General features: G+C 43.4%; 16 protein-coding genes and 1 riboswitch. Of the genes, 10 read left to right on the top strand and 6 right to left on the bottom strand.

The features are described from left to right. Nucleotides 1–72: 72 nt before the first annotated feature. The 4 genes from ZOBGAL_RS04115 to ZOBGAL_RS04100 form a co-directional block, all read right to left on the bottom strand. Nucleotides 73–1,521, bottom strand: a complete 1,449-nt coding sequence (locus ZOBGAL_RS04115) for a NupC/NupG family nucleoside CNT transporter (protein ID WP_013992246.1) — start codon at nucleotides 1,519–1,521, stop codon at nucleotides 73–75. Nucleotides 1,522–1,538: 17 nt separating this feature from the next. Next, nucleotides 1,539–2,168 carry a bifunctional nuclease family protein gene (locus ZOBGAL_RS04110; protein ID WP_046287741.1) on the bottom strand — a complete coding sequence of 210 codons (630 nt, stop codon included), beginning with the start codon at nucleotides 2,166–2,168 and terminating at the stop codon, nucleotides 1,539–1,541. An 84-nt stretch (nucleotides 2,169–2,252) separates the two neighbouring features. Continuing rightward, nucleotides 2,253–3,221, bottom strand: coding sequence for an electron transfer flavoprotein subunit alpha/FixB family protein (locus tag ZOBGAL_RS04105; protein ID WP_013992244.1), 969 nt, complete (start codon nucleotides 3,219–3,221; stop codon nucleotides 2,253–2,255). Between the two features lie 87 nt (nucleotides 3,222–3,308). Continuing rightward, complete coding sequence (locus ZOBGAL_RS04100) at nucleotides 3,309–4,049, bottom strand: electron transfer flavoprotein subunit beta/FixA family protein (RefSeq protein WP_013992243.1); 741 nt, start codon at nucleotides 4,047–4,049, stop codon at nucleotides 3,309–3,311. 174 nt (nucleotides 4,050–4,223) lie between these two features. Here ZOBGAL_RS04100 and ZOBGAL_RS04095 point away from each other — a divergent pair, with 174 nt between their 5' ends. The 4 genes from ZOBGAL_RS04095 to ZOBGAL_RS04080 all read left to right on the top strand — a co-directional run bounded on the left by ZOBGAL_RS04095 (nucleotide 4,224) and on the right by ZOBGAL_RS04080 (nucleotide 11,136). Next, on the top strand, nucleotides 4,224–5,201 hold the full coding sequence (locus ZOBGAL_RS04095; RefSeq protein ID WP_013992242.1) for a pyruvate dehydrogenase complex E1 component subunit beta: 978 nt from the start codon (nucleotides 4,224–4,226) through the stop codon (nucleotides 5,199–5,201). Between the two features lie 214 nt (nucleotides 5,202–5,415). Further along, nucleotides 5,416–7,917 (top strand): DUF5686 family protein, encoded by a 2,502-nt coding sequence (locus tag ZOBGAL_RS04090; RefSeq protein ID WP_013992241.1) that lies wholly within the window; start codon nucleotides 5,416–5,418, stop codon nucleotides 7,915–7,917. A 207-nt stretch (nucleotides 7,918–8,124) separates the two neighbouring features. Beyond that, nucleotides 8,125–8,652: an inorganic diphosphatase gene (locus ZOBGAL_RS04085; protein ID WP_013992240.1), complete on the top strand. Its 528-nt coding sequence runs from the start codon at nucleotides 8,125–8,127 to the stop codon at nucleotides 8,650–8,652. 108 nt (nucleotides 8,653–8,760) lie between these two features. Then, nucleotides 8,761–11,136 (top strand): sodium-translocating pyrophosphatase, encoded by a 2,376-nt coding sequence (locus ZOBGAL_RS04080; protein ID WP_013992239.1) that lies wholly within the window; start codon nucleotides 8,761–8,763, stop codon nucleotides 11,134–11,136. Between the two features lie 58 nt (nucleotides 11,137–11,194). Here the strand turns inward: ZOBGAL_RS04080 and ZOBGAL_RS04075 are convergent, their stop codons facing one another. Continuing rightward, the gene (locus tag ZOBGAL_RS04075; RefSeq protein WP_013992238.1) at nucleotides 11,195–11,899 is read right to left on the bottom strand and encodes an energy transducer TonB; all 705 of its coding nucleotides are present in this window, start codon (nucleotides 11,897–11,899) and stop codon (nucleotides 11,195–11,197) included. 185 nt (nucleotides 11,900–12,084) lie between these two features. On the opposite strand from ZOBGAL_RS04075, the gene ZOBGAL_RS04070 reads away from it, so the two are divergent. Then, complete coding sequence (locus tag ZOBGAL_RS04070) at nucleotides 12,085–13,092, top strand: App1 family protein (protein WP_013992237.1); 1,008 nt, start codon at nucleotides 12,085–12,087, stop codon at nucleotides 13,090–13,092. A 7-nt stretch (nucleotides 13,093–13,099) separates the two neighbouring features. Here ZOBGAL_RS04070 and ZOBGAL_RS04065 read toward each other — a convergent pair whose 3' ends face one another. After that, nucleotides 13,100–13,714 (bottom strand): deoxynucleoside kinase, encoded by a 615-nt coding sequence (locus ZOBGAL_RS04065; RefSeq protein WP_046287740.1) that lies wholly within the window; start codon nucleotides 13,712–13,714, stop codon nucleotides 13,100–13,102. A gap of 195 nt (nucleotides 13,715–13,909) precedes the next feature. On the opposite strand from ZOBGAL_RS04065, the gene ZOBGAL_RS04060 reads away from it, so the two are divergent. The 5 genes from ZOBGAL_RS04060 (at nucleotide 13,910) to thrA (ending at nucleotide 24,081) form a co-directional block, all read left to right on the top strand. After that, entirely contained in the window at nucleotides 13,910–14,773 is an 864-nt protein-coding gene (locus ZOBGAL_RS04060; protein ID WP_013992235.1) for a GLPGLI family protein, read from the top strand. Nucleotides 14,774–14,827: 54 nt separating this feature from the next. After that, on the top strand, nucleotides 14,828–17,506 hold the full coding sequence (locus ZOBGAL_RS04055) for a carboxypeptidase-like regulatory domain-containing protein (protein WP_013992234.1): 2,679 nt from the start codon (nucleotides 14,828–14,830) through the stop codon (nucleotides 17,504–17,506). Nucleotides 17,507–17,774: 268 nt separating this feature from the next. After that, on the top strand, nucleotides 17,775–19,031 hold the full coding sequence (gene metK / locus ZOBGAL_RS04050) for a methionine adenosyltransferase (protein ID WP_013992233.1): 1,257 nt from the start codon (nucleotides 17,775–17,777) through the stop codon (nucleotides 19,029–19,031). Between the two features lie 76 nt (nucleotides 19,032–19,107). After that, nucleotides 19,108–19,222, top strand: a riboswitch (SAM riboswitch). A 123-nt stretch (nucleotides 19,223–19,345) separates the two neighbouring features. After that, complete coding sequence (locus ZOBGAL_RS04045; RefSeq protein WP_013992232.1) at nucleotides 19,346–20,620, top strand: O-acetylhomoserine aminocarboxypropyltransferase/cysteine synthase family protein; 1,275 nt, start codon at nucleotides 19,346–19,348, stop codon at nucleotides 20,618–20,620. A gap of 68 nt (nucleotides 20,621–20,688) precedes the next feature. Then, the gene (gene thrA, locus ZOBGAL_RS04040) at nucleotides 20,689–24,081 is read left to right on the top strand and encodes a bifunctional aspartate kinase/homoserine dehydrogenase I (protein ID WP_013992231.1); all 3,393 of its coding nucleotides are present in this window, start codon (nucleotides 20,689–20,691) and stop codon (nucleotides 24,079–24,081) included. Nucleotides 24,082–24,108 lie beyond the last annotated feature (27 nt).

Here is a 24,108-nt window from a genome sequence, read left to right as displayed (position 1 = left end):
CAAAGACTACTTGTGGTAGTTATCAGAGATTTATTAACCAAAATAGTATCCGTTGAAGTAAAGGGTGTTGTTTTAGCCTAAAATCATCCCTGCGATAGTGGCAGATAGCAATGAAGCGATAGAACCGCCAAGAACGGCCTTAAGGCCAAATTCGGAAAGCGTTTTACGTTGTCCGGGTGCTAATGAGCCAATTCCGCCGATCTGTATCCCTATAGACGCAAAATTGGCAAAGCCACAAAGCATATAAGTGGCCATAATCACCGATTTATTATAGGTGAAACTTGCGCCTGTCGCCATGTCTTTTAATTCCGCCAATTGAATATAACCGACAAATTCACTGGCAACAAGCTTAATTCCCAAGAGTTGCCCCATGAGCATAATATCTTCATTGGCAACGCCAATAAGCCACATCAATGGGGCAAAGATAGTCCCAAGAATGGCCTCTAATGAAAACTTCTCGTACGAGGTGTTGTGGGCGACCCATTGGTTTAGGGTCGTCATATCGCCGATCCAATCTAAAATTCCGTTTAACATGGCGATCATGGCCACAAAAACCAAGAGCATGGCACCCACGTTGACCGCCAATTTTAGGCCTTCGGTTGTGCCATTGGCGATAGCATCCAAGACGTTAGAGCCGATCTTCTCGGAAGATACGGCCACCTCTGTATTTACGGCCTCTGTTTGTGGATATAGTATTTTTGAAATGACAATGGCACCTGGTGCAGCCATGACCGATGCCGCTAAAAGATGTTTGGCGAATACCAATTGCAATACCTTGTCTTCCCCTCCTAAGAACCCGATATAGGCGGCCAAAACAGCACCGGCAACGGTAGCCATTCCCCCTATCATAACTAGAAGAATCTCTGACTTGGTCATTTTCTCCAAGTAAGCTTTAATCAATAATGGTGCTTCGGTCTGTCCTAAAAAGATGTTTCCCGCAACGGAAAGACTTTCGGCACCGGAGATTCCCAAAGATTTGGAAAGCATCCACGCCAAGGCCTTAACGACTTTTTGTATTATGCCCAAATAGAATAACAAAGACGTAAGTGCGGAAAAGAAAATAATGGTAGGCAACACCTGAAAGGCAAAGATATAGCCGAAGGTATTGGTGTCAACGACCAATCCTTCGAACAGAAACTTGCTCCCTGCCCGGGTAAAGCCCAAAATACTGATAAAGACCTCGCCGACCGACTCAAATACTTTTTGGATAAAGGGCACTTTCAGTACGCCAATGGCTATCAGTAGTTGTAGTGCGAGTCCGATTCCTACGGTTCTCCAATTGATTGCTTTTCGATTGGCGCTGAACAGATATGAAATGAGCAATAAAACGGCCATCCCTAATATTCCACGGGAGAGGCTATTTAGGCTAAACCCTTCGTTTGGGATAATGCTAGGGGTGTTTTGGGCAATGACATCATTGATAGCAGTGGTTTCGACCGCGGGTATCGATGTGCTTTCTTGTGCTAGTGATGGGGAGAAGATACAAAGGGCAAGCAGAACGATCCACGGGTTGATTTTCATAAGGTACTTGCTAATTATCAATTTCTTTTAGAAATCTCATCACGTAGTTTGGCAGCTTTTTCGTAATCTTCATTGGCCACTGCTTGATCGAGTTCTTTATGAAGTTCTTCGATGGAAAGTTCGGTATAACCATCGGAGGCTCCTGATTCTATTTCAACGGTCTCACCTTCTTGAAGGATTTCATCGACGACTATACTGTCGTCGGTTTCTTCCTTTGCCTTGTCTTTTGACGAAAACTTTAAAAAGATGCCCGCCTTGTCCAAAATCGTTTTGTACGTAAATATCGGGGCGTTGAACCGTAGGGCCAAGGCAATGGCATCACTGGTTCTTGCATCAATAATTTCTTCGATCTTATCGCGTTCACAAATAATACTCGAATAGAAAACACCGTCTACCAATTTGTGAATAATGACCTGTTTTACGATGATATCGAAACGGTCTGCGAAATTTTTAAACAGATCGTGCGTCAGTGGTCGAGGTGGTTTAATCTCTTTTTCAAGGGCAATGGCTATGGACTGCGCTTCAAAAGCACCAATAACGATGGGGAGTTTTCTGTCACCTTCCACTTCGTTCAAAATTAGGGCATAGGCCCCATTTTGTGTTTGGCTATAAGAAATACCTTTTATTTTTAACCTGACTAAGCTCATATATTCATTAAATAGAAAAAGCTGTTTAAAGATGGGCGTACCATGCATTTAAACAGCCCTTTAATGAGCGCAAATTAACAAAAATTAAGCGTTTTGCGCCTTAAATTCCTTTAATTTTTCAATCAGTTTCGGTACCACTTCAAAGGCATCGCCTACGATTCCGTAATCTGCGGCTTTGAAAAATGGGGCCTCAGGGTCTGAGTTGATGACTACTTTGGTTTTAGAAGCACTCACTCCCGCCAAGTGTTGAATGGCACCAGAGATGCCTATGGCGATGTATAGGTTTGAGGCTACGGGTTTACCGGTTTGGCCCACATGCTCGCCATGGGGCCTCCATCCCATATCCGAAACAGGTTTCGAACATGCGGTGGCAGCGCCGAGTACTCCGGCAAGTTCTTCAATCATTCCCCAATTTTCAGGACCTTTTAGGCCCCTTCCTCCAGAAACTACGATATCTGCATCTGCAATAGTAACTTGACCGGCAACCTTATCGATTTCTGTCGATTTCACGGCGAAGTCGCCATCGCCAAGATCGGCATTAAAGGCTTCGACCGCTGCAGTGGTCTGGTTTTCCTTTATACCGAATGAGTTGTTCGATACCCCGACGATTTTTACATCGGTGGCGATTTCGGTATGGGCAAAACCTTTGTTGCTGAAAACGGTACGTTTAACGGTAAAGGGAGCTGTGCTGTCTGGGGCGGCCACTACGTTGGGAACATACCCGGCCCTGAGTTTGGCCGTAAGGATTGGGGCCAAAAATTTACTGTTGGTACTTGAGCTCAATACAATTACCTTGGCGCCCTCTTTGCTCGCGGCCTGAGCAATGCTATTGGCGTAGGCCTGCGCGTTAAAGGTGGCCAGCTTGTCGTCCGATACGTTCAATACTTTTGAAACACCAAATGCGCCAAGACTTTCATTGTCTTCGGCGTTGAATGAAATTGCCGTTACCGAGGAGCCTAATTGGTCGGCCACGGCCTTGGCGTAAGACGCGACTTCAAAGGCACTTTTTTTAAATTTTCCGTTTTCGGATTCTGTATATACTAATACTGACATGGTGTATATTTTTTAATTTTTTAGAAACAAATATTTGAGTGGCTACCCCTTCAAACCGGTGTAGGTCTCAAAAACCAAAGGAATGGCTTAGATTACTTTGGCTTCGTTGTGTAGTAAGTTTACAAGTTCGTCTACCGAGTCGACCAGTTTTACGGCGCCTTTTGCCGCGGGTTTGTCGAATTTCGCATCGTTGGTGGCTTTGGTAGCCTCAATGGGCTCCACCACTGTAAGTGTCTTTTTCCGGGCCATCATGATACCGCGCATATTCGGTATTTTAAGGTCGCTTTCCTCAACAAGTCCTTTTTGTCCACCAATAATTAGGGGCAATGTGGTTTGAAGGGTTTCCTTTCCACCATCGATTTCACGCACTGCGGTAGCTGTGTTTCCGTCAACTTCTAGGTTGATACATGAGTTTACGAAGTTCATTCCTAATAAAGAGGCTAAAATTCCAGGTACCATACCGCCATTGTAGTCGATAGATTCCCTGCCTGCAATAACAAGGTCGTAGGCTCCATCCTTAATAATATGGGCCAATTGTTCGGCTACGAAAAAACCGTCGGCAGGTACGGCGTTGACGCGAATGGCCTCGTCGGCACCTATGGCCAGGGCCTTTCGCATGGTCGGCTCTACCGATGCTTCGCCAACCGTGGCTATATGTACGGTGGCACCTTGCTTCTCTTTGAACCACATGGCACGGGTCAAACCGAATTCGTCATTAGGGTTTATTACGAACTGAACACCGTTAGTGTCGAATTTGGTATCGCCTTCGGTGAAGTTGATTTTAGACGTCGTGTCAGGAACATTACTTATGCAAACTAATATTTTCATGTCTATAAAGCTGTTTTTAATCTACACGAAGATATGTAATCTTTTTCGAAAATACTATGCATGCATAGTATTTTTTGTAACTTTTTTTGATTCTGAGAGCCTATGTTTTGATATATAATTTCCTATTTTTGCTTGCGTTTTTAACGTTCATAACAAAAAGATACTCCATATAATATGAAGACATTACAATTTAGGGAAGCCATTGTCGAGGCGATGTCGGAAGAAATGCGAAGAGATGAGTCCGTTTACCTGATGGGTGAAGAGGTTGCTGAATACAATGGCGCCTACAAGGCATCAAAGGGAATGCTCGATGAATTCGGACCCAAACGCGTGATAGATACGCCGATAGCCGAGTTAGGCTTTGCTGGTATAGGTGTCGGTTCAACCATGACGGGTTGTCGACCTATAATCGAGTTTATGACTTTTAATTTTGCCTTGGTGGGTATCGATCAGATTATCAATAACGCTGCCAAGATCCGTCAAATGTCGGGGGGGCAGTTTCCCTGTCCGATCGTTTTTAGGGGGCCAACGGCTTCCGCGGGCCAATTGGCCGCAACGCACTCCCAGGCCTTTGAGAGCTGGTATGCCAACTGTCCTGGCCTAAAAGTGGTCGTACCTTCAAACCCTGCTGATGCAAAAGGTTTGTTGAAATCGGCTATTCGCGATGACGATCCCGTAATTTTTATGGAGTCGGAACAGATGTACGGAGATAAAGGCGAGGTGCCGGAAGGTGAGTACACCATTCCCTTGGGTGTTGCCGACATCAGAAGGGAAGGTAGCGATGTTACCATTGTTTCTTTTGGAAAGATTATAAAAGAAGCCGATAAAGCGGCCGATGAACTTCAAAAGGAAGGTATCAGCTGTGAAATCATAGATTTGCGTACCGTTAAGCCTTTAGACTACGATGCGGTCTTAAAATCGGTGAAAAAAACCAATAGATTGGTGATTTTAGAAGAAGCTTGGCCTTTCGGTAACGTAGCTACCGAGCTTACCTATCATATTCAGGCCAATGCATTCGATTATTTGGATGCGCCTATTCAAAAAATAAATACGGCAGATACACCAGCCCCATATTCACCGGTACTATTGGCCGAATGGCTTCCGAACCATGAAGATGTGGTAAATTCTGTTAAGAAAGTGTTATACAAGTAAGTATAACAATTCAGTAAGGGTACTTTTGCTTCGCCGACACTGTGTTGGCGAAGTTTTTTTTTAAGGAGTTTTGTTGAAGATGCCCTTTGTTGTTCAATCGTCCCCCCTAGGTCAGCTTTTTCACTGAAAAAAATGGGTAAAACTATTGGGTTTTGCTAATATATTCTTTTCTGGTACGTTATTTGTCTATATAGTGCCGAGAACAACATTATAAATGAAAAACATTCTTTTAGCCATACTGTTGCTTGTTACTTCTGTTGCCAGTGCACAGACCAAGGTAGGAGGCGTTGTTGTAGATGAAGATGATCGACCGGTCGCCTTTGCCAATCTTCTCTTTAAAGATTCTTACGAGGGAACGATTACCGATGATAACGGCCATTTCTATATGGAATCGGACGGTAGCCATAAGACCCTCGTGGTTTCCTTTATTGGCTATGAAAACGTGGAAATCCCTTTGACTGCGAAGGTGACTTATGACATGAAGGTCAAACTGAAGGAAGCTGCCCAGCAATTGGACGAAATCGTACTTGTTGGCGGAAAGCAGCCGAAGAAAAACAATCCCGCGGTAGAAATTCTCAAGAAAATATGGGCTAAGAAACGTGAGAACGGACTCCGAAAGTTCAAACAGTACGCTTTTAAGAAATATGAGAAAGTAGAGTTCGACCTCAATACCATTGACAGTGCCTTGATGAAGAAAAAGATCTTCAAAGGACTTGAATTTGTGTTTGATGACCTCGATACTTCGCGTATAACGGGTAAAACCTATTTGCCTATTTTCTTGAACGAGACCTTTAGTAAGGTCTATGGCGATAATCTTCTAGATGAGGAAAAAGAAGATATTTTAGGAAACAAAAATTCCGGATTTGATAACAACCAGGCGATAATAGCCTTTGTGGCCGATCTCTATCAAGAATATGATATTTACGATAATTACCTGAAATTTTTCGATAAGAGCTTTACTAGTCCACTATCGAGAACTGGTGTAGATACGTATAATTATGCCCTACGGGATAGTGCATTTATCGATAACAAATGGTGTTATAATATCGTGTATTATCCAAGGCGCAAGAACGAACTTACCTTTAAGGGGGACTTTTGGGTGAACGATACTACCTATGCCATCAAAAACATCAATCTTGAGGTTACCAAAAGTGCCAATATCAATTGGGTAAAGGAAATATATATAGAGCAAGATTTCGAGGTGGTCAACGATTCCGTTTTTCTCTTGAAGCGCGATTATATGATGAGCGATTTCAGTTTTCAGAAAAAGGAAGAATCGCGGGGCATGTACGGAAAACGTACAACGGTCTTTGACGACTACGTCTTTGATCAAGAAAAGCCGAAGGAATTTTACAAGCAAGAAAGCAATCCGTACGATCCCGTGGTCTTGAATCGCGATTCTACCTTTTGGCAGAACAACCGCTTGGAGACCTTGAACAAAGATGAAAAAGGGATATATCAATTGCTCGATACCCTCAAGACCGTACCTAAGTTTAAGTCGTATTATAATTTGGTCAGTATTTTGGGCAGTGGCTATGTAGAGATCGATAAATGGAATATGGATATAGGCTCGGTCTACGATGTTTTTGGATACAACCAGGCCGAAGGCCCCCGTTTGCGTATCGGTGCCCGTTCTTATTTTGGGGAGAACGACCTTTGGAGGGTAGAGGGTTATACGGCCTATGGTTTTACCGACCAAAAGTTTAAACACGGTGTTTCGGGAAAAATATTGCTCGACAGAAAGAACAGGCTTATTGTCTCGGGCGGTAATCGGCGTGACATAGAGCAGCTAGGGGTGAGCCTGACCGCTACGAACGATGTGCTCGGGCGTAGTATTGCCTCGTCGTCATTGGTGACCGTAGGGGCCAATAACCGCTTGACCAACATTAATTTGAGTAAGTTCAATATAGAGATGGAGCCTATTACCAACGTAAGGTTTGGGATAGGGGGAACGTTTCGCACCCTAAGTTCGGCCCTGCCCGATGATTTTAGTCTAGACTACATAGATCCCGACTCGCCGACCGGGGTTTCCTCAGAGATACGACAGTTCGATTTTAATGCATTGATGATCTATACGCCCGGTAAAAGAACTATTGGATATGGGGTGGAACGGAAAGGTATGAACGATGATTACAGTACTTTGCTGTTGAGCTATACCAAGGGTGTAGATGTCGTTTTTGATAGTGATTTTAGCTATAGCAAATTACAGTTCTCTTATAGCCAGCCTTGGCAAATTGGAGGCTTTGGCCGCTTGTTCTCGACCTTGGAAATGGGTAAGACATTCAATACGGTGCCTTTGGGGCTGCTCAATGTGGTGCCGGGGAACCAGACTTTTTTCTCGAACTACGGAACCTTTCCTAACCTCGATTTTTACGAGTTCGTAACCGATACCTATGTGGCCTTGCACCTGCAGCACAATTTTAACGGGCGCCTCTTTTCAAGGGTGCCGTTATTGAGAAAATTGAATTTGCGTGAAATTATCGGTCTTAGGGGTGTTTGGGGCGATTTGTCAGATGAGAATATCGCCTTGAGTATGCCGGCAACGATAAATACCCCGCTACGGGCTCCGTCGGAGAAAATCTATTATGAGTATTCTTTTGGGATCGGAAACATATTCAAAATCCTAAGGATAGATTTTAATTTTAGGGGCAATTACCTAGATGCGCCCGATGCCCGTCCTTTTAGTATCACAGGAACCTTTGGCTTTGATTTCTAAATAAAGCTCCAAATACTGTCGATTTTTTGTAGTTTGTTCATTTCGAATTGCTTAGGGTTTGGTGTCCGTTGATTCGTATTCGGGAAAGGAAGCAGGCTAGAATTCAAATATTCTAATATTTATAGGAAAACCCGATGTTTTTTCAATATTTCAAGGGTGGCACGTGAGCATTTTTGTACCTTCGCAGCTGTAAAATAAACCAAAAAAATGGGAAAAAAAGCTGATATAACTTTTGATGTTTTAATAGAGATTCCAAAAGGAAGTAGAAACAAATACGAGTACGATTTTGCATTGCATAAGATACGTTTTGACCGTATGCTTTTCTCATCCATGATGTATCCTGGAGATTATGGTTTCATCCCAGAGACTTTAGCATTGGACAAAGATCCACTAGATGTTTTGGTCATGGGCGCCGAACCTACCTATCCTATGGTGGTTATGGAGGTAAGGCCGATCGGTGTTTTTCATATGACCGATGAAAAGGGCCCGGATGAAAAAATTATCTGTGTACCTGTTTCTGACCCGATATGGAGTAATAATCATGATATCAGTGATTTGAATCCACACCGTTTAAAGGAAATCGAGCATTTCTTTAAGGTGTATAAAGATTTGGAAAAGAAGAAAGTCGATACCGGTGGATGGGGCGATGCCGAAGAGGCCGTCAAAATCTACCATGAATGTGTACAACGTTATGATGAGAGCGATTTAAAGAAGAAACGCACTTTTACGATATAAATAATTATCACGATTTAAAAAGCCTTTTTTAGCAATAAAAAAGGCTTTTTTTTATAAGATCAATTTCATTACTTTAGTAGACATTAGGAATTTTAAATAACTTCTCGAATGGATTTAGTAGTGAAATTTTTGCCTGTATTTGGAATACTGGCGCTAGTGTTCGTTTTTGTCAAGAACTTATGGGTAGGCAAACAAGACGTAGGTGACGCCAAGATGGCGCGCATCGCGAAGAATATTGCTGACGGAGCCATGTCTTTCTTGAAGGCAGAATACAAGATTCTAGCAATTTTTGTATTGGCCGTAGCAGTACTCCTCTATTTTAAAGGGAGTAACGAAGAAGGTTCGAATGGTATGGTGGCCGTATCGTTTATTGTTGGGGCCATTTGTTCGGCCTTGGCTGGCTTTATAGGTATGAAGGTCGCTACTAAGGCCAATGTAAGAACTACACAGGCCGCACGTACATCGTTAGGTAAGGCGCTAGAGGTAGCCTTTGCAGGAGGGGCCGTAATGGGTCTTGGCGTTGTGGGTCTTGGCGTCTTGGGGCTCAGTGGTCTTTTTATGATATATCAAAGCATTTGGCCCGGGGCCGATAATTTGGGCTTGGTCCTGAACGTGCTCTCCGGATTTTCCCTAGGGGCTTCTTCCATTGCCCTTTTTGCCCGTGTGGGCGGAGGTATTTATACCAAGGCTGCAGATGTTGGGGCCGATTTGGTAGGTAAGGTAGAGGCAGGTATTCCTGAGGATCACCCGTTGAATCCTGCAACCATTGCGGATAATGTTGGTGACAATGTTGGTGACGTTGCCGGTATGGGTGCCGATTTATTTGAATCTTATGTTGGGTCCATTATCGGAACCATGGTTTTGGGTGCCTTTATAATTACGCCCGATTTTGAGGGCTTGGGTGCCGTTTACCTGCCATTGGTTCTTGCGGCTGTCGGTATTATTATGTCTATTATCGGAACCTTTTTTGTAAGGGTAAAAGATGGTGGAAACCCACAGACAGCCTTGAATATCGGTGAATTTGGTTCTGCCGGTCTTATGGTGGTGGCCTCATATTTTATTATAAACGCTTTGATTCCTGAGAGTGTAGAGGGACTTCCAAGTGGGGCCATGGGAATTTTCTGGGCCACTTTGGCCGGTCTGGTTGCTGGTCTAGGTGTTGGGAAAATCACGGAATACTATACGGGAACCGGTACAAAACCGGTGAATTCCATCGTTAGACAGTCGGAGACCGGGGCGGCAACGAACATTATTGCAGGTCTTGGCGTCGGAATGATGTCTACCATGATTCCTATTTTATTGATTGCCATAGCTATTATAGTGTCTTTCCATTTTGCGGGATTATACGGTATTGCCATTGCGGCAGTAGGTATGTTGGCCAATACGGGTATTCAGTTGGCGGTCGATGCTTACGGACCTATTTCCGATAATGCCGGTGGTATTGCGGAAATGGCCGAATTGCCTTCGGAAGTTCGTGAGCGTACCGATAAATTAGATGCCGTTGGTAACACTACTGCGGCCATAGGTAAGGGTTTTGCCATTGCTTCCGCGGCCTTGACGGCCTTGGCTTTGTTTTCGGCCTTTATGAAGGTGGCCAATGTATCCGCTATCGACGTTTCAAAACCGACCGTTATGGCCGGTCTATTGGTCGGAGGTATGCTGCCCTTCGTTTTTTCGGCCTTGTCGATGAACGCGGTGGGTCGTGCGGCCATGGCCATGATTGAAGAGGTAAGACGTCAGTTTAGGGATATTCCACAGTTGAAGGCGGCCTTACAGGTCATGAGGGAGGTCGATTCCGATATGTCAAAGGCAACCCCGGAACAAAGGGCCATATTTGATGCTGCAGATGGTTATGCGGAATATGATAAATGTGTGGATATTTCTACTAAGGCATCGATAAAGGAAATGGTATTGCCTGGCTTGTTGGCCATTGCGGTTCCTGTAGCCGTTGGTTTTATTGGTGGGGCGGAAATGCTAGGAGGGCTTTTGGCTGGTGTAACTACCTGTGGGGTGCTTATGGCAATCTTTCAGTCGAATGCCGGTGGTGCATGGGACAATGCCAAGAAAATGATAGAATCGGAAGGTCGCAAAGGTACCGATGCACATAAAGCAGCGGTTGTAGGGGATACTGTCGGTGATCCGTTTAAAGATACTTCGGGACCCTCGTTGAACATTCTCTTAAAGTTAATGTCGGTGGTGGCCTTGGTTATCGCTCCGAGTATTGCTATAAGTTCTACGGGAGTGGCCGTGCTTGATCAAGAAAAGGAAATCAAGATCGAGATGAGTGCCCTTGATATGGATACGGCCGAAGCAACAATAGCTTATACAACGGTGGTAAACGGTGAAAAGTTCTTGCAAGAGGAAGTTTTTACGGGTACTGAATCCGCTGTTAAAAATCAATTGATCGCTTTTGAAAAGAAGGTGGAATCGAGCAAAGGAAAAGAAAAGGAAATCACCATAGAAAAGGTCGATATCCGAAAGTAACCAAACCCATTTGAATGAAAAAGGGACCTTTTTATGGGGTCCCTTTTTTTTGATTTTTTTATTGTAGTTTGAAAACGATTGGAATACTGAAGGGTACCCTGACCGGTGTGCCTCGTTGTTTTCCGGGCTCCATACGGGGTAGTTTGTCAATAATTCTTTTCGCTTCCTTTTCAAGGCTTTTGTCCGGTCCCCGCAACTGTATGTTGTCGATGCTGCCGTCTTTTTGAATGACGAACATAATGTTTACCCTGCCTTGTATGCCCATTTCTTGAGCGGACTCCGGATACCTGAAATTCTTGGCGATATGCTTGTTCATCATGGTTTGAAAGCAGGCACGTTTGTCTTTTGCTTTTTCGCATCCGGGAAAAACGGGAACGTCTTCAATGACCATAAATGAAAATTCCTCGGGCTCATCCGTCTCCATTACCTCTATATCCGATACATCCAATATCTTTTCTTCTTGGTCCGTTTCGGTAGATTCGATTACGTCTTCTATGTCCTCCTCGTCATCATCGATTATCTCGATAATCGGGGGGGCTTGAATTTGCTTGGGAGGGGGCGGCGTTTTAAACTCGACCAAAATTGGCAGTTCTTCTGTGAGTTCGTCCTCAATATTCATCGAAGTGTCGTAGTCGTAGGTACGGTCGTAGGTCTTCCATTCAAATGCGGCTAGGGTCAACATAAGTGCGAACAGTAGTCCGAATAAAAAGTAAATAGGCCGTTTTCCGTTAAGGTCCTTTTGTGGGTTTTTCTTGGGTTTCATAGGGTATGGATTTTATGTCTTTCAACGAAGGACAGGTTAAACATACCCAAACCTACATCGCGATACCTATAGTAAAAACCGAAAATGAGTGAAGTATCCTTTCCAATGCGTGAACGCTACTTTTGGGTGTGGGGCGATTTGTTCGGAGGGCAATTGAAATGCTATATTTAAGTATATTTGACCCTATGGGTTTATTCGGGAAGAAAGACAAGTTACAGATCATCGCTTTTCAGGGTTATGGTGCCGATTCGCATTTTTATGCGCGTGGTCGGGCCTTGGAGGATGAAGAAATAGATTTGTCGAAAAAGGGTTTCTTCAATTTGATTTGGAACAGTTATAAGCGGTTTGAAACCGATGAAATCAGAAACACCCCAGTGAGGGTGAAGCTTTCAGACGGTAGGGTGCTTGTTGGAAAAACCGATGCAAGGGGCTATTACCTCTTTGACGAGTCCATTGAAAATTTACGCCCACTTACCAATGGGGAAGGATGGTTGCAGTATGAGGTTTCGTATGATGACCATGCCCTTCGAAGGGAGATCCTTCACCAAAACCGCTTTCCCGGTGAATTATTGATTCCTTCGGCCACAGCTGAGTTTGGGGTAATCAGTGATATCGACGATACCATTTTACATACGGGAGTGGTGTCTTCATTAAAGTGGAAAGTAGTGGTCAATACCCTTTTTAAACGCCCGGGTAAGCGTACACCCCTCAAAGGGGCTTCAGAATTGTATAACCTTTTGCATAGGGGAGGCTCGGGCACGGCGGCCAATCCTATTTTTTACGTGAGCCATAGCCCATGGAACCTGTATCGCTATCTTGAGCTTTTTCTTCAAAAGAACAATTTTCCCAAGGGGCCGATTCTTTTGCGAAATTTTCCAAAGCTGGAAAGCCTTCGGTCAGTGGGCGAAAAACCTCAAAAACAAAAGGAAATCCTCAATATCCTTAAGACTTATCCCAAACTCAAGTTTATCCTGATCGGCGATAGCGGTGAGCACGATGCCGATATCTATAAGGAAATTGCGGAGCTATATCCTGAACAGATAAGCGCAATCTACTTAAGGAGTGTAGCCCATAAGGGGAAAATGGAAAGGGTGCGGGGGCTGTTCAAAGCCTACGAGACCACTCCCGTATTATTGGTCGAAAACAGTGAAAGCGCCATTGCCCATGCCAAGGAAAACGGTTTTATAAAGTGATATTGCCCTAAAACAAGCCGTTGATCTCTGCGTCGATCATATTCAGGATCGTGCCTAAATCTTCCGGTTGGTCTACGAAATCTAAATTATCTACGTCTACAATTAATAGGTTGCCCTTTTTGTAACCATGGATCCAGGCTTCGTACCGTTCGTTGAGGCGGCTTAGGTAGTCTATGGAAATACTGTTCTCGTATTCACGCCCTCTTTTGTGGATCTGTTTTACCAAATTAGGAATAGAGCTTCTCAAATAGATAAGGAGGTCTGGAGGCTGAACCAAGCTTTCCATCAATTCAAAGAGACTTTGGTAATTTTCAAAATCCCTATTGGTCATAAGGCCCATAGCGTGCAAGTTAGGGGCAAAAATATAGGCATCCTCGTAAATGGTCCGATCTTGAATGATTTCTTTGCCACTTTCCCTAATTTGAAGAATTTGACGATACCTCGTGTTCAAAAAATAAATCTGAAGGTTGAAACTCCAACGCTCCATTTGATTGTAAAAATCGTCTAGATACGGGTTGTCTACAACATCTTCAAAATTGGCTTCCCAGTTGTAATGTTTTGCAAGTAACCTAGTTAGTGTCGTTTTTCCTGCACCGATGTTTCCGGCAACTGCTATGTGCATAGAGATAAATGAATTAATGGTTGTGTTGTCGTTTTTACTAAAATTAGAAGGTACAAGATACAAGATAAGTATATGAAGTAAAAACATATTTTAAGTACAGTGGAAAAAAGTTGTATAAGAAATCCCTTTTCTTTTGAAATTCAGATTAAACCATATGCGTCAATCATAGTCTTAAAAGTATTCTAACACGTTATTATGATGAAATATACATGGTCAATAGCAATGGTTCTTGTCTTTTTCTGCACAAGTTCATACGCACAGGATTTTCAGGGGAAAGCAACATATTTGAGTAAAACCCAAGTGAATATGGATTTCGGCAACCGAAAAATACCGGAAGACCGTAAGAAGGAAATCTTGGAACGGATGAAAAGAGCCAATGAAAAAACATACGAGCTCAATTTCAATCAGATCGAATCTATTTATAAGGAAGAAGAGCAGTTGGAGCAACCTGGAGGCAGGGAAGGCGGAAGGGGTCCACGTTTTGGAGCTTTTTCCAATTCTGGTGGTGACCTGTACAAGAATATAAAGGAAGAACGGTATCTGGTAAAAAACGATTTGTTCGGAAAGATATTCTTGATCGACGATACACTCGAGAAACTCGATTGGAAATTGGGAAGCGAAACCAAGCAAATAGGAAACTATACGGCATTTAAGGCAACAGCTTTAAAAACCATAAAACGCCCCAATATGCGGGCTATTTTCCGCCGTCCGAACGATGGTAAGGAAGGAGACAAAAAAGACGAGGGCGAAAAGAATGAGGAATTCGTAGAAAAGGAAGTCGAAATCGTAGCTTGGTATACCCCTGAAATACCGGTCAATCAAGGTCCTTCATCCTATTGGGGCCTTCCAGGGCTTATCTTGGCCGTAAGCGATGACATTACGACTATAGTTTGTTCGCAGATTACCCTGAATCCATCGGAGAAAGTCACTATAAAGGCCCCGACCAAAGGCAAAAAAGTAACCCAAGAGGAATACGACGAAATCTCGAAGAAGAAAATGAAAGAGATGCGTGAAAACTTCAGAAACAGAAGGGGTGGAGGACGAAACGGCCGATCGTAATGGTCGTCTCCCTTTTTTATTTTAGAAATACTTGTTGCATCTAATTCATTGATAATGAAGAATATATTGTTGTTTGTCGTATTCCTTAGCGTGGCAGCCGCTAGCTGGGCCCAAGAAATTGCGCTTACCGGTATGGTTAAGGATAGTTTGGGTACCGGTGTCGATATGGCCAATGTTATCGCTATTAATACCGAGACCAAGGGCTTGGAGTCTTACGGTATTACCAATCATGCGGGACTGTATAAGTTGAAGCTGAAATCGGGTCATCAATATACCGTAAAAGTTAGTTATCTTGGGTTTAAAACGGAGTCGTTTACGTTTACTGCCAGTGATGTTGATGCGGTAAAAGACATCGTCATGCACGAACAGGCCAATCAATTGGATGAGGTTGAGGTAACCTATGAAATGCCCGTATCGGTCAAAGGCGATACTATTGTATATGATACCGACTCCTTTGTTTCGGGAACCGAGAAGAAGCTAAAAGATGTGCTTGAAAACCTTCCTGGGATCGAGATCAACGATGATGGGCAGATAGAGGTAGAGGGGAAGACCGTAAGCAAGGTGATGGTAGAAGGGAAGGATTTTTTTGATGGAGACTCTAAATTGGCCGTTGAGAATATTCCGGCAAATGCCCTTAGTAAGGTTGAGGTACTGCGGAATTTTAACGAGGTGTCGCAAATGAAGGGACTTACCAATGACGATGATAACGTGGCCTTGAACATAAGGTTGAAAGAGGGTAAAAAGAACTTTTGGTTTGGCGAACTAACCGCAGGCTACGGGCCTGATGATAGGTATTTGGCCCACCCGAAGTTGTTCTATTATAGTCCTAAATACAGCATCAATATTATTACCGACCTGAATAACTTGGGGGAAGTTCCGTTTACACGAAACGACTATAGGAATTTTACCGGGGGCTTTAGGAACATAAATGCAAGGGGAGGCAGTTCAATTGCCACAGGTGCCGATGGGCTCGGTCTTTCTACGGCCCAAAACAATAGGGCCAACGATATAGATACCAAGTTTGCCGCAGCCAATTTTAGCTATTCCCCAACGGAGAGTTTAGATTTGAGCGGTTTCGGAATTTACTCGTATACGGGGACCTTGATGAAGTCACAACGAAATACGGCCTATATAGCCAGTAACGATGTAGAAAATGCGACCACCAATACAGATCAGACCGTACATCTAGGTTTGGCAAAATTCAGTGCCCGATATAAACCCAATGCCGATTTTCAGTTCGATTACGATGCCCTTTTGAAACAATCGGACGATAATGAAAAGGTAGATGTGCTTTCGGTATCCGATATAACCGATGAAATTTCAGAGGTAAAAAAACAAAAGCCTTTAGCCGTAAACCAAAACCTCAATCTCTATTATACGCTGAACGAAAAGAATATTTTTGCCGTAGAGGCACAACATATGTACCAAGACGAGGACCCCTTTTACGAGGCTATCCGAAATGAATTTGCCTACGTTGATATATTCCCGGTAGATGAAGGGCAAGAGGGGTACAATATAAATCAGGCCAAAAATGTGGTGACGAATAAAGTAGATGCCAAGGTTGATTATTACTATGTACTCGGCACCAAAAGCAATCTGAATTTAACCTTGGGAACCACGCAAAGCCACCAGAATTTTAACTCGGGAATCTTTCAGATTTTAGATAATGGGGAAAGCTTCGATATGAGCGGAGAGGCGTTTGGGAACGATGTTACCTTTAATGTTTCCGATCTGTATTTAGGATTTCATTATAAGGTTATTTCGGGAATTTTCACCTTTAATCCAGGGGTGACCTTGCATCAGTTCAATGTGAAAAATGAGCAATTGAACACCGTGGTGGAAGACAATCTTACTTCATTATTGCCCGATGTGTATATCAATGCACAGTTGAAGAAGTCGGAAAATATCCGGTTTAACTACCGCGTTACCCGATCCTTTACCGATGTGAGCAAATTTGCACAAGGCTATGTGCTCAATAACTACAACTCGCTTTACAGTGGTAATAGGGATTTGGAGAGTGCCCTTAACCATAACCTTTCGCTAAATTTCTTTAGCTTCAATATGTTCAATTTCACCAATATTTTCGCGAACATAGCCTATACAAAGCGAATAGACGCCCTAAAGAGTAGTGCCGATATTATCGGGATAAACAGGGTGAGTACTACGATCAATTCCAATTTTGAAGACGAGTCATTGTCCGCCAGCGGCAATTATGAGCGTACCTTCGGGAAGATAAAAGCTTCGGTAAGGGGTAATGTGGCGTGGTCGACTACCTATAACTTGGTGAGCAATGAGCAACGCATGTCGAATGCTTTTACCCAGAACTATAGGGGAGCCTTATCTACCAATTTTAAGAATGCCCCCAATTTGGAAGTAGGGTACAGGTATACCGTAAACAATTATGAAAACGGTGATTTGGAGACTACTTATTTTACGAGCAGGCCCTATGCCCGTTTCGATGCCACTTTTTTAAAGAACTTTATCTTTAACGTAGACTATGATTACTACAATTACACGGATAAGGAAAATACCATCGAAAACCAATATAGTTTTTTAGAGGCCAACTTGACTTATCAGAAAAGGGATAGCCGATGGGAATATGGTATTAAAGGTACCAACCTATTAAATACCACTACGCTCAACAGAGACAGTACCAATGACCTGTTCTTTACGACACAGGCCTATTTCGTGCAACCGCGTTACTTGCTTTTCTCCATAAAATACGATCTGTAATTTGCTCGAATAGCATGTCGTGAAAACCCCAATATGCAACTTAGGGAAATAATTAACCCGATAATAATATTTTGAACTGAACATTTTTTATACTTTTGCGTCCTAATTAAATTAAAGAGGAGGGATTTGACTGATTGCAACCTCTGTTTTAAACCTGAGTAGGGTGATAAAAACAAAAAAATGCTAAAGCAGTTGATGTAGATTCGATTCACATCATCTTCTTTCGGCATTCCTTTCAGATCCTTTTACGAAAAAATAAAAGTTTGTTATGCCGTATTTATTTACTTCCGAATCCGTTAGTGAAGGACACCCTGATAAAGTTGCCGATCAAATAAGCGATGCCTTGTTAGATCACTTTTTGGCCTTTGACCCAGAGAGCAAGGTAGCTTGTGAAACTTTGGTTACCACAGGTCAGGTCGTATTGGCTGGAGAGGTTAAGAGCGATACATATCTAGACGTGCAGACCATTGCTAGGGATGTGATCAATTCCATCGGTTACACCAAGGGCGAATACCAGTTTAGTGGAGATTCTTGTGGGGTCATTTCATTGATCCATGAGCAATCGCAAGACATTAGTCAGGGGGTAGACCGTGGTCAAAAAGAGCAACAAGGAGCGGGAGACCAAGGTATGATGTTCGGCTATGCGACTAAAGAAACCGAAAATTACATGCCATTGGCCTTGGATATATCGCATAAGATCCTCCAAAACTTGGCGGAGTTGCGTAGGGAAGGTAAGATCATAGATTATCTTAGACCAGATGCCAAGTCGCAGGTAACCATAGAATATTCCGACGACAATGTGCCCCAGCGAATCGATACCATTGTAATATCTACGCAGCACGACGCTTTTGATATCGACGATGCCAAAATGTTGGACAAGATCAAAAAAGACCTTGTGGAGATTTTGATACCTAGGGTTATAGAGCAATTGCCCGAAGCGATTCAGAATTTGTTCGACGATAAGATCAAATACCATATCAACCCTACCGGCAAATTCGTTATCGGTGGGCCACATGGTGATACGGGACTTACGGGAAGGAAAATAATTGTTGATACCTATGGGGGTAAAGGTGCCCACGGTGGAGGGGCTTTTAGTGGAAAAGACCCAAGTAAGGTAGACCGAAGTGCCGCGTATGCCGCACGCCATATCGCCAAGAATTTAGTGGCGGCCGGAGTGGCCGATGAAATTTTGGTGCAGGTGAGTTATGCCATTGGTGTAGTTGAGCCTACTTCCATTTATATCGATACATACGGAACGTCTAATGTTGACCTTAGCGATGGTGAGATTGCCAACAAGACAAAAGACTTGTTCGACATGCGTCCGTTTGCCATTGAAGAACGACTAAAGTTGCGTAACCCCATTTATTTGGAAACGGCAGCTTACGGACATATGGGCAAAACGCCTAAAACGATCAAAAAGGTTTTTGAATCGCCCTACAACGGTCGTATCGAAAAAGAAGTCGAATTGTTTACCTGGGAGAAATTAGACCGGGTAGATGAGGTAAAAAAGGCGTTTAATTTATAAATTTTTCAAAAATGTTGGTGAATTTAAATTCACCGACCATATATTTGTATTTCCAAAAGTTCAAACACGTATTGATCAGTTATCAAGAAAGGTGGAGGGAATAGACCCTTTGAAACCTTAGCAACCCTTTGTTTCTTATACAGAGAAGGTGCTACATTCTATCCTGAAATAATTATTAGGACAGATAACGAAATAGATTACTCATCCTAATCTTTTACTTTCTTATAACTTTTTTGATATTATACCTAACTACAAGGCCGTAGTCTATGGTTGGGCTTTTAATTATTTTAAATAACAATTAAAAATCTAGAATTATGAGTGATCTTAAACTTGCAACCAATGCACTACATGCTGGGCACGATCCGGCGCAAACCGCTGGAACACGTGCAGTCCCTATCTACCAGACGTCATCCTACGTTTTTAACGATACCGACCATGCTGCCAATCTTTTTTCTTTGGCCGAACTCGGTTTTATCTATACTCGTCTGAACAACCCTACCAATCAAATTTTACAAGAGCGATTGGCGGCCGTTGAAGGCGGTATTGGCGCTGTAGTTTTTGCTTCAGGGGCTTCCGCGATTTCTACCGGATTAATGACGCTTTTAAAGGCAGGAGATCATATTGTAGCTTCTAGTAGTCTGTATGGGGGAACTTTCAATTTGTTGAACGTTACCTTGCCAAGGATGGGAATCACTACTACTTTCGTAGATGCCTCCGATCCTGAAAATTTTGGTAAGGCGGTGCAAGACAATACAAGGGCTTTCTTTGTAGAATCTTTGGGCAACCCTAAACTAGACGTGCTTGACTTAAAAGCAATCTCAAAACAGGCCAAGGCGGCTCAGGTTCCTTTTATAGTAGATAATACAGTAGCTTCACCGGCCCTTTTGAACCCTATTGAGCATGGGGCCAACTTGGTGATTCATTCCTTAACTAAATATATCGGTGGTCAAGGTACTTCATTAGGAGGGGCTATAATCGATGCGGGAACGTTTGATTGGACCAACGGAAAATTTCCTGAGTTTACCGAGCCTTCTGCGGGCTACCATGGTTTAGTGTATAGCGAAGCCCTAGGTGCGGCGGCCTTTACCTTTAAATTGATTTTGGAAGGATTGCGCGATTTTGGAGGGGCTTTGAGTCCGTTTAACGCATTCCAGATCATACAAGGCTTGGAGACTTTGAACGTGCGTATCAAACAGCACAGTGCCAATGCTTTGGAATTGGCGACCTGGTTGGAAGGAAGGGACGAAGTGGCATGGGTAAATTACCCAGGTCTTAAGAGTAGTAAATACTACGATCTTGCCCAAGAATATTTGCCTAAAGGACAAAGTGGTTTGGTGACTTTCGGAATAAAAGGTGGTTTTGAGGCCGCTAAAAAAGTGACCGATGCTACCAAGATTTTCTCCCTATTGGCCAATATTGGCGATACAAAATCATTGATCATCCACCCTGCCAGTACAACGCACCAGCAGTTGAACGCCGAGCAGCAGGAAGCCGCCGGTGTGGGTCAAGATTTGATTCGTTTGTCAGTGGGGCTAGAGGATATTGAAGATTTGAAAGCCGATTTGGCAAACGCATTCGCAGCGCTTTAACCGATACTATTTTTAGAAATTAATAAGACCTGGCCGGCACAACGCCGGTGAGGTCTAATATATGCCGTATGCTTCACCATTTGAAATTATCGAACTATACTACGATCAGTGGGGTAACTCAAGATATTGAGCTTTCCTATCAGTTGTTCGGGAAAGAATTGCACACTGCGCCCATAGTGCAGGTCAACCATGCCTTGACCGGTAACTCCAATGTTACGGGTGATGATGGCTGGTGGTCCGCCCTTATTGGCGAAGGCAAGTGTATCGATACCAATAAGTACACCATTCTGTCCTTTAATATTCCTGGGAACGGATACGATAAATTCGTTATCGATAATTATAAGGATTTCGTGGCAGGCGATATCGCAAGAATCTTCTTGTTGGGCCTCCAAAAACTTGAGATCAACAAATTGTTCGCCCTTATCGGCGGCTCTTTGGGAGGAGGTATAGCCTGGGAAATGGCAGCGCTTAACCCGAAGATCATGGAGCATGTGATTCCTGTTGCATCGGACTGGAAATCTACGGATTGGTTGATCGGTAATTGCCAGATACAAGAACAGTTTTTGGTCAATAGCAAAAAGCCCGTTCACGATGCGCGTATGCACGCCATGTTGTGTTATCGTACACCCGAGTCTTTCAAAGAGCGTTTTAAGCGGAGTACCAATGAGGAACTTCAGGTTTTTAACGTGGAAAGTTGGTTGATGCATCACGGGGAAAAGTTACAGGAACGATTTCAACTTTCGGCCTATAAGCTCATGAACCAGTTGCTCAAGACCATAGATGTCATGAGGAACGGGGAGCAGAATTTTATCGACCTTCAGAACAGCGATGTGAATATCCATATCATCGGGGTTGATTCCGATTTGTTCTTTACGGCCAAGGAAAACAAGGAGACCTTTAAACGCTTGGCACAGGCCAATGGTAACGTTACTTACGGTGAGGTGCACTCCCTCCACGGTCACGATGCCTTTTTGATAGAATTTGAGCAGATGGAACAATTGCTGGAGCCGGTTTTCAGTAGAAATGGAAAGTCAAAACATATCAAGGTTTTGAAATTTGGAGGAAAATCACTGGCCAATGGCGAGGGATTGGAACGTGTTTTGGGTATTGTTTCGAAAAAAGTAGAAGAAGGTGAAAATATTGCCGTGGTACTTTCTGCCCGTGAAAAGGCCACCGACCAACTGGAAGCTATATTGGAAAAGGCCGCAAGGGGCGAAAATTACTATGAAGATTTTGAGGCTTTTGAAAAGTACCAAAAGAGTGTCTTTAAGAATGTCAACCTTTCGGCCGAGTTTAAAGATTTGGCAAAATTACTCGAAGGGGTTTCGCTTTTGGGCGATTACAGCTTAAAGATAAAAGACCAGTTATTGGCCTTCGGGGAGCTTATTTCTGCAAAATTGGTGACCAAACTGCTTATAGGAAAAGGGATAAATGCGGTAATGCTCGATTCTAGGGAATTGATAAAAACCGATTCTAATTTTGGGGATGCCACGGTCAACGAAACGCTTTCAAAAGAAAACGTTTTACGCCGTTTTGCCAAGTTAGATGCCGATGCGGTACCGATTATTACAGGTTTTATCGCTTCTGATGAAAATGGGGAAACTACCACTTTGGGTCGTAATGGCAGTAATTATTCGGCGGCCCTATTCGCTAATTTCCTGAATGCGGAGGAGCTTCAAAACTTTACGCATGTAGACGGAATATATACGGCTAATCCCGATTTGGTATCCGATGCCAAGCGCATTTCGCACCTTTCCTATGGAGAGGCGAACGAACTGGCAAATTTCGGGGCGACCATTTTGCATGCCAAGACCATTATTCCGTTAATAGAAAAAAATATACCCCTTCGTATTTTAAATACCTTCAATAACGACAATGAGGGAACCTTGATCAGTGCCAAGACCAAAGAGGGGGGTATTAAGTCCTTGTCGGTTATTGAAAACGTATCCTTGATCAATGTAGAGGGTAGGGGACTCCTAGGGAAAGTTGGGGTCGATGCACGTATTTTCAGTGCGCTTCAGAAAAGTAATATTAGTGTAAGTATCATCTCCCAAGGCTCTTCGGAGCGAGGCATTGGCCTGGTCGTAAATGCCGACCGGGCCCTAGAGGCCAAGAGGGCTTTGGACAGGGAATTCGAAAGCGATTACCAGTCGAAGGACATTAATATGATTACCGTACTCGATGAGGTCTCGGTCATTTCTATCGTAGGTCAAGATTTGAGTACCTTCCATAGACCGTACAATGCCTTGATAAAGAACCAGATTGCCCCATTGCTATTTAATAATACGGTATCGGGCAGGAATGTAAGTTTGGTACTTAGAAAATCGGACCTGAACAAGGCCTTGAACGTAATGCACGGACAGATTTTCGGAATCAGTAAAAAAGTCAATTTGGTGATTTTCGGACATGGAAATGTGGGCGGAACGCTTATTGACCAAATTTTGAAATCTACCAAGACCATTCAAAAGCGAAAGGGGATAGACCTCAACGTTTTTGCTGTGGCCAATTCGAGGAAAATCCTATTGGATAAAAAGGGTATTCCTAAAAATTGGAAAACGGCCATAGAAGAAAAGGGTACTCCATATAAGGTAGGCGATGTTATCGCATATGCCAAGGAAAACCATCTAGAGAACCTCATTTTGGTCGATAATACGGCTAATAGCGATTTTGTAGCCCATTACTTTGAGTTTGTAGAGAATGGTTTCGATATTGTGTCGTCCAATAAAATAGCCAATACGCTCGGTTTCGATTACTACCAGTTGTTGCGCGATGAGTTGGATAAGCACCAGAAACAATATTTGTACGAAACCAATGTGGGGGCAGGCCTTCCTTTGATCGATACCATACGTTTGTTACACCTTTCGGGTGAAAACATTACCGGTATCAAAGGGGTGTTCTCAGGTTCCTTGAGTTATATCTTCAATACCTTTTCAGAGAGCGAGGAACCCTTTTCCAATATTTTAAGGACGGCAATGAAAAGTGGCTTTACCGAGCCGGATCCCCGCGAAGACCTATCGGGTAACGATGTGGGCCGAAAATTGTTGATCCTTGCCAGGGAACTCGATCTACGCAACGAGTTTTCCGATGTAAACATTGAAAACTTGATTCCCGAAGAGTTGAGGGATGGCGATGTACAGCATTTCTTGGACCATCTCGATTTGGTAGATGCCAAGTTCAACGAAATTAAAAAGAACCAAAAGCCCGGCCATGTACTGCGGTATGTGGGCGATTTGCACGGTAATCTTCAGGAAGAGAAGGGTATTTTGGACGTCAAACTCATATCGGTGCCCAAAGAAAGTGCCTTGGGACAGGTAAAAGGATCCGATTCCATTATAGAGATCTATACCGAGTCATATGGCGAAAATCCATTAGTGATTCAAGGGGCGGGTGCAGGTGCAGCCGTTACGGCAAGGGGTGTTTTTGGCGATATTTTACGAATAGCAGAAAAAGGATATAAATAATAGAGAAAGTCCGCTTTCAGCAAATTA

It is taken from the genome of Zobellia galactanivorans, from assembly GCF_000973105.1.
In the GTDB taxonomy this organism is placed as follows: Bacteria; Bacteroidota; Bacteroidia; order Flavobacteriales; family Flavobacteriaceae; genus Zobellia; species Zobellia galactanivorans.
Note: the sequence above shows the minus strand (reverse complement) of the source record. Positions and strands in the feature narration are given on the sequence as shown.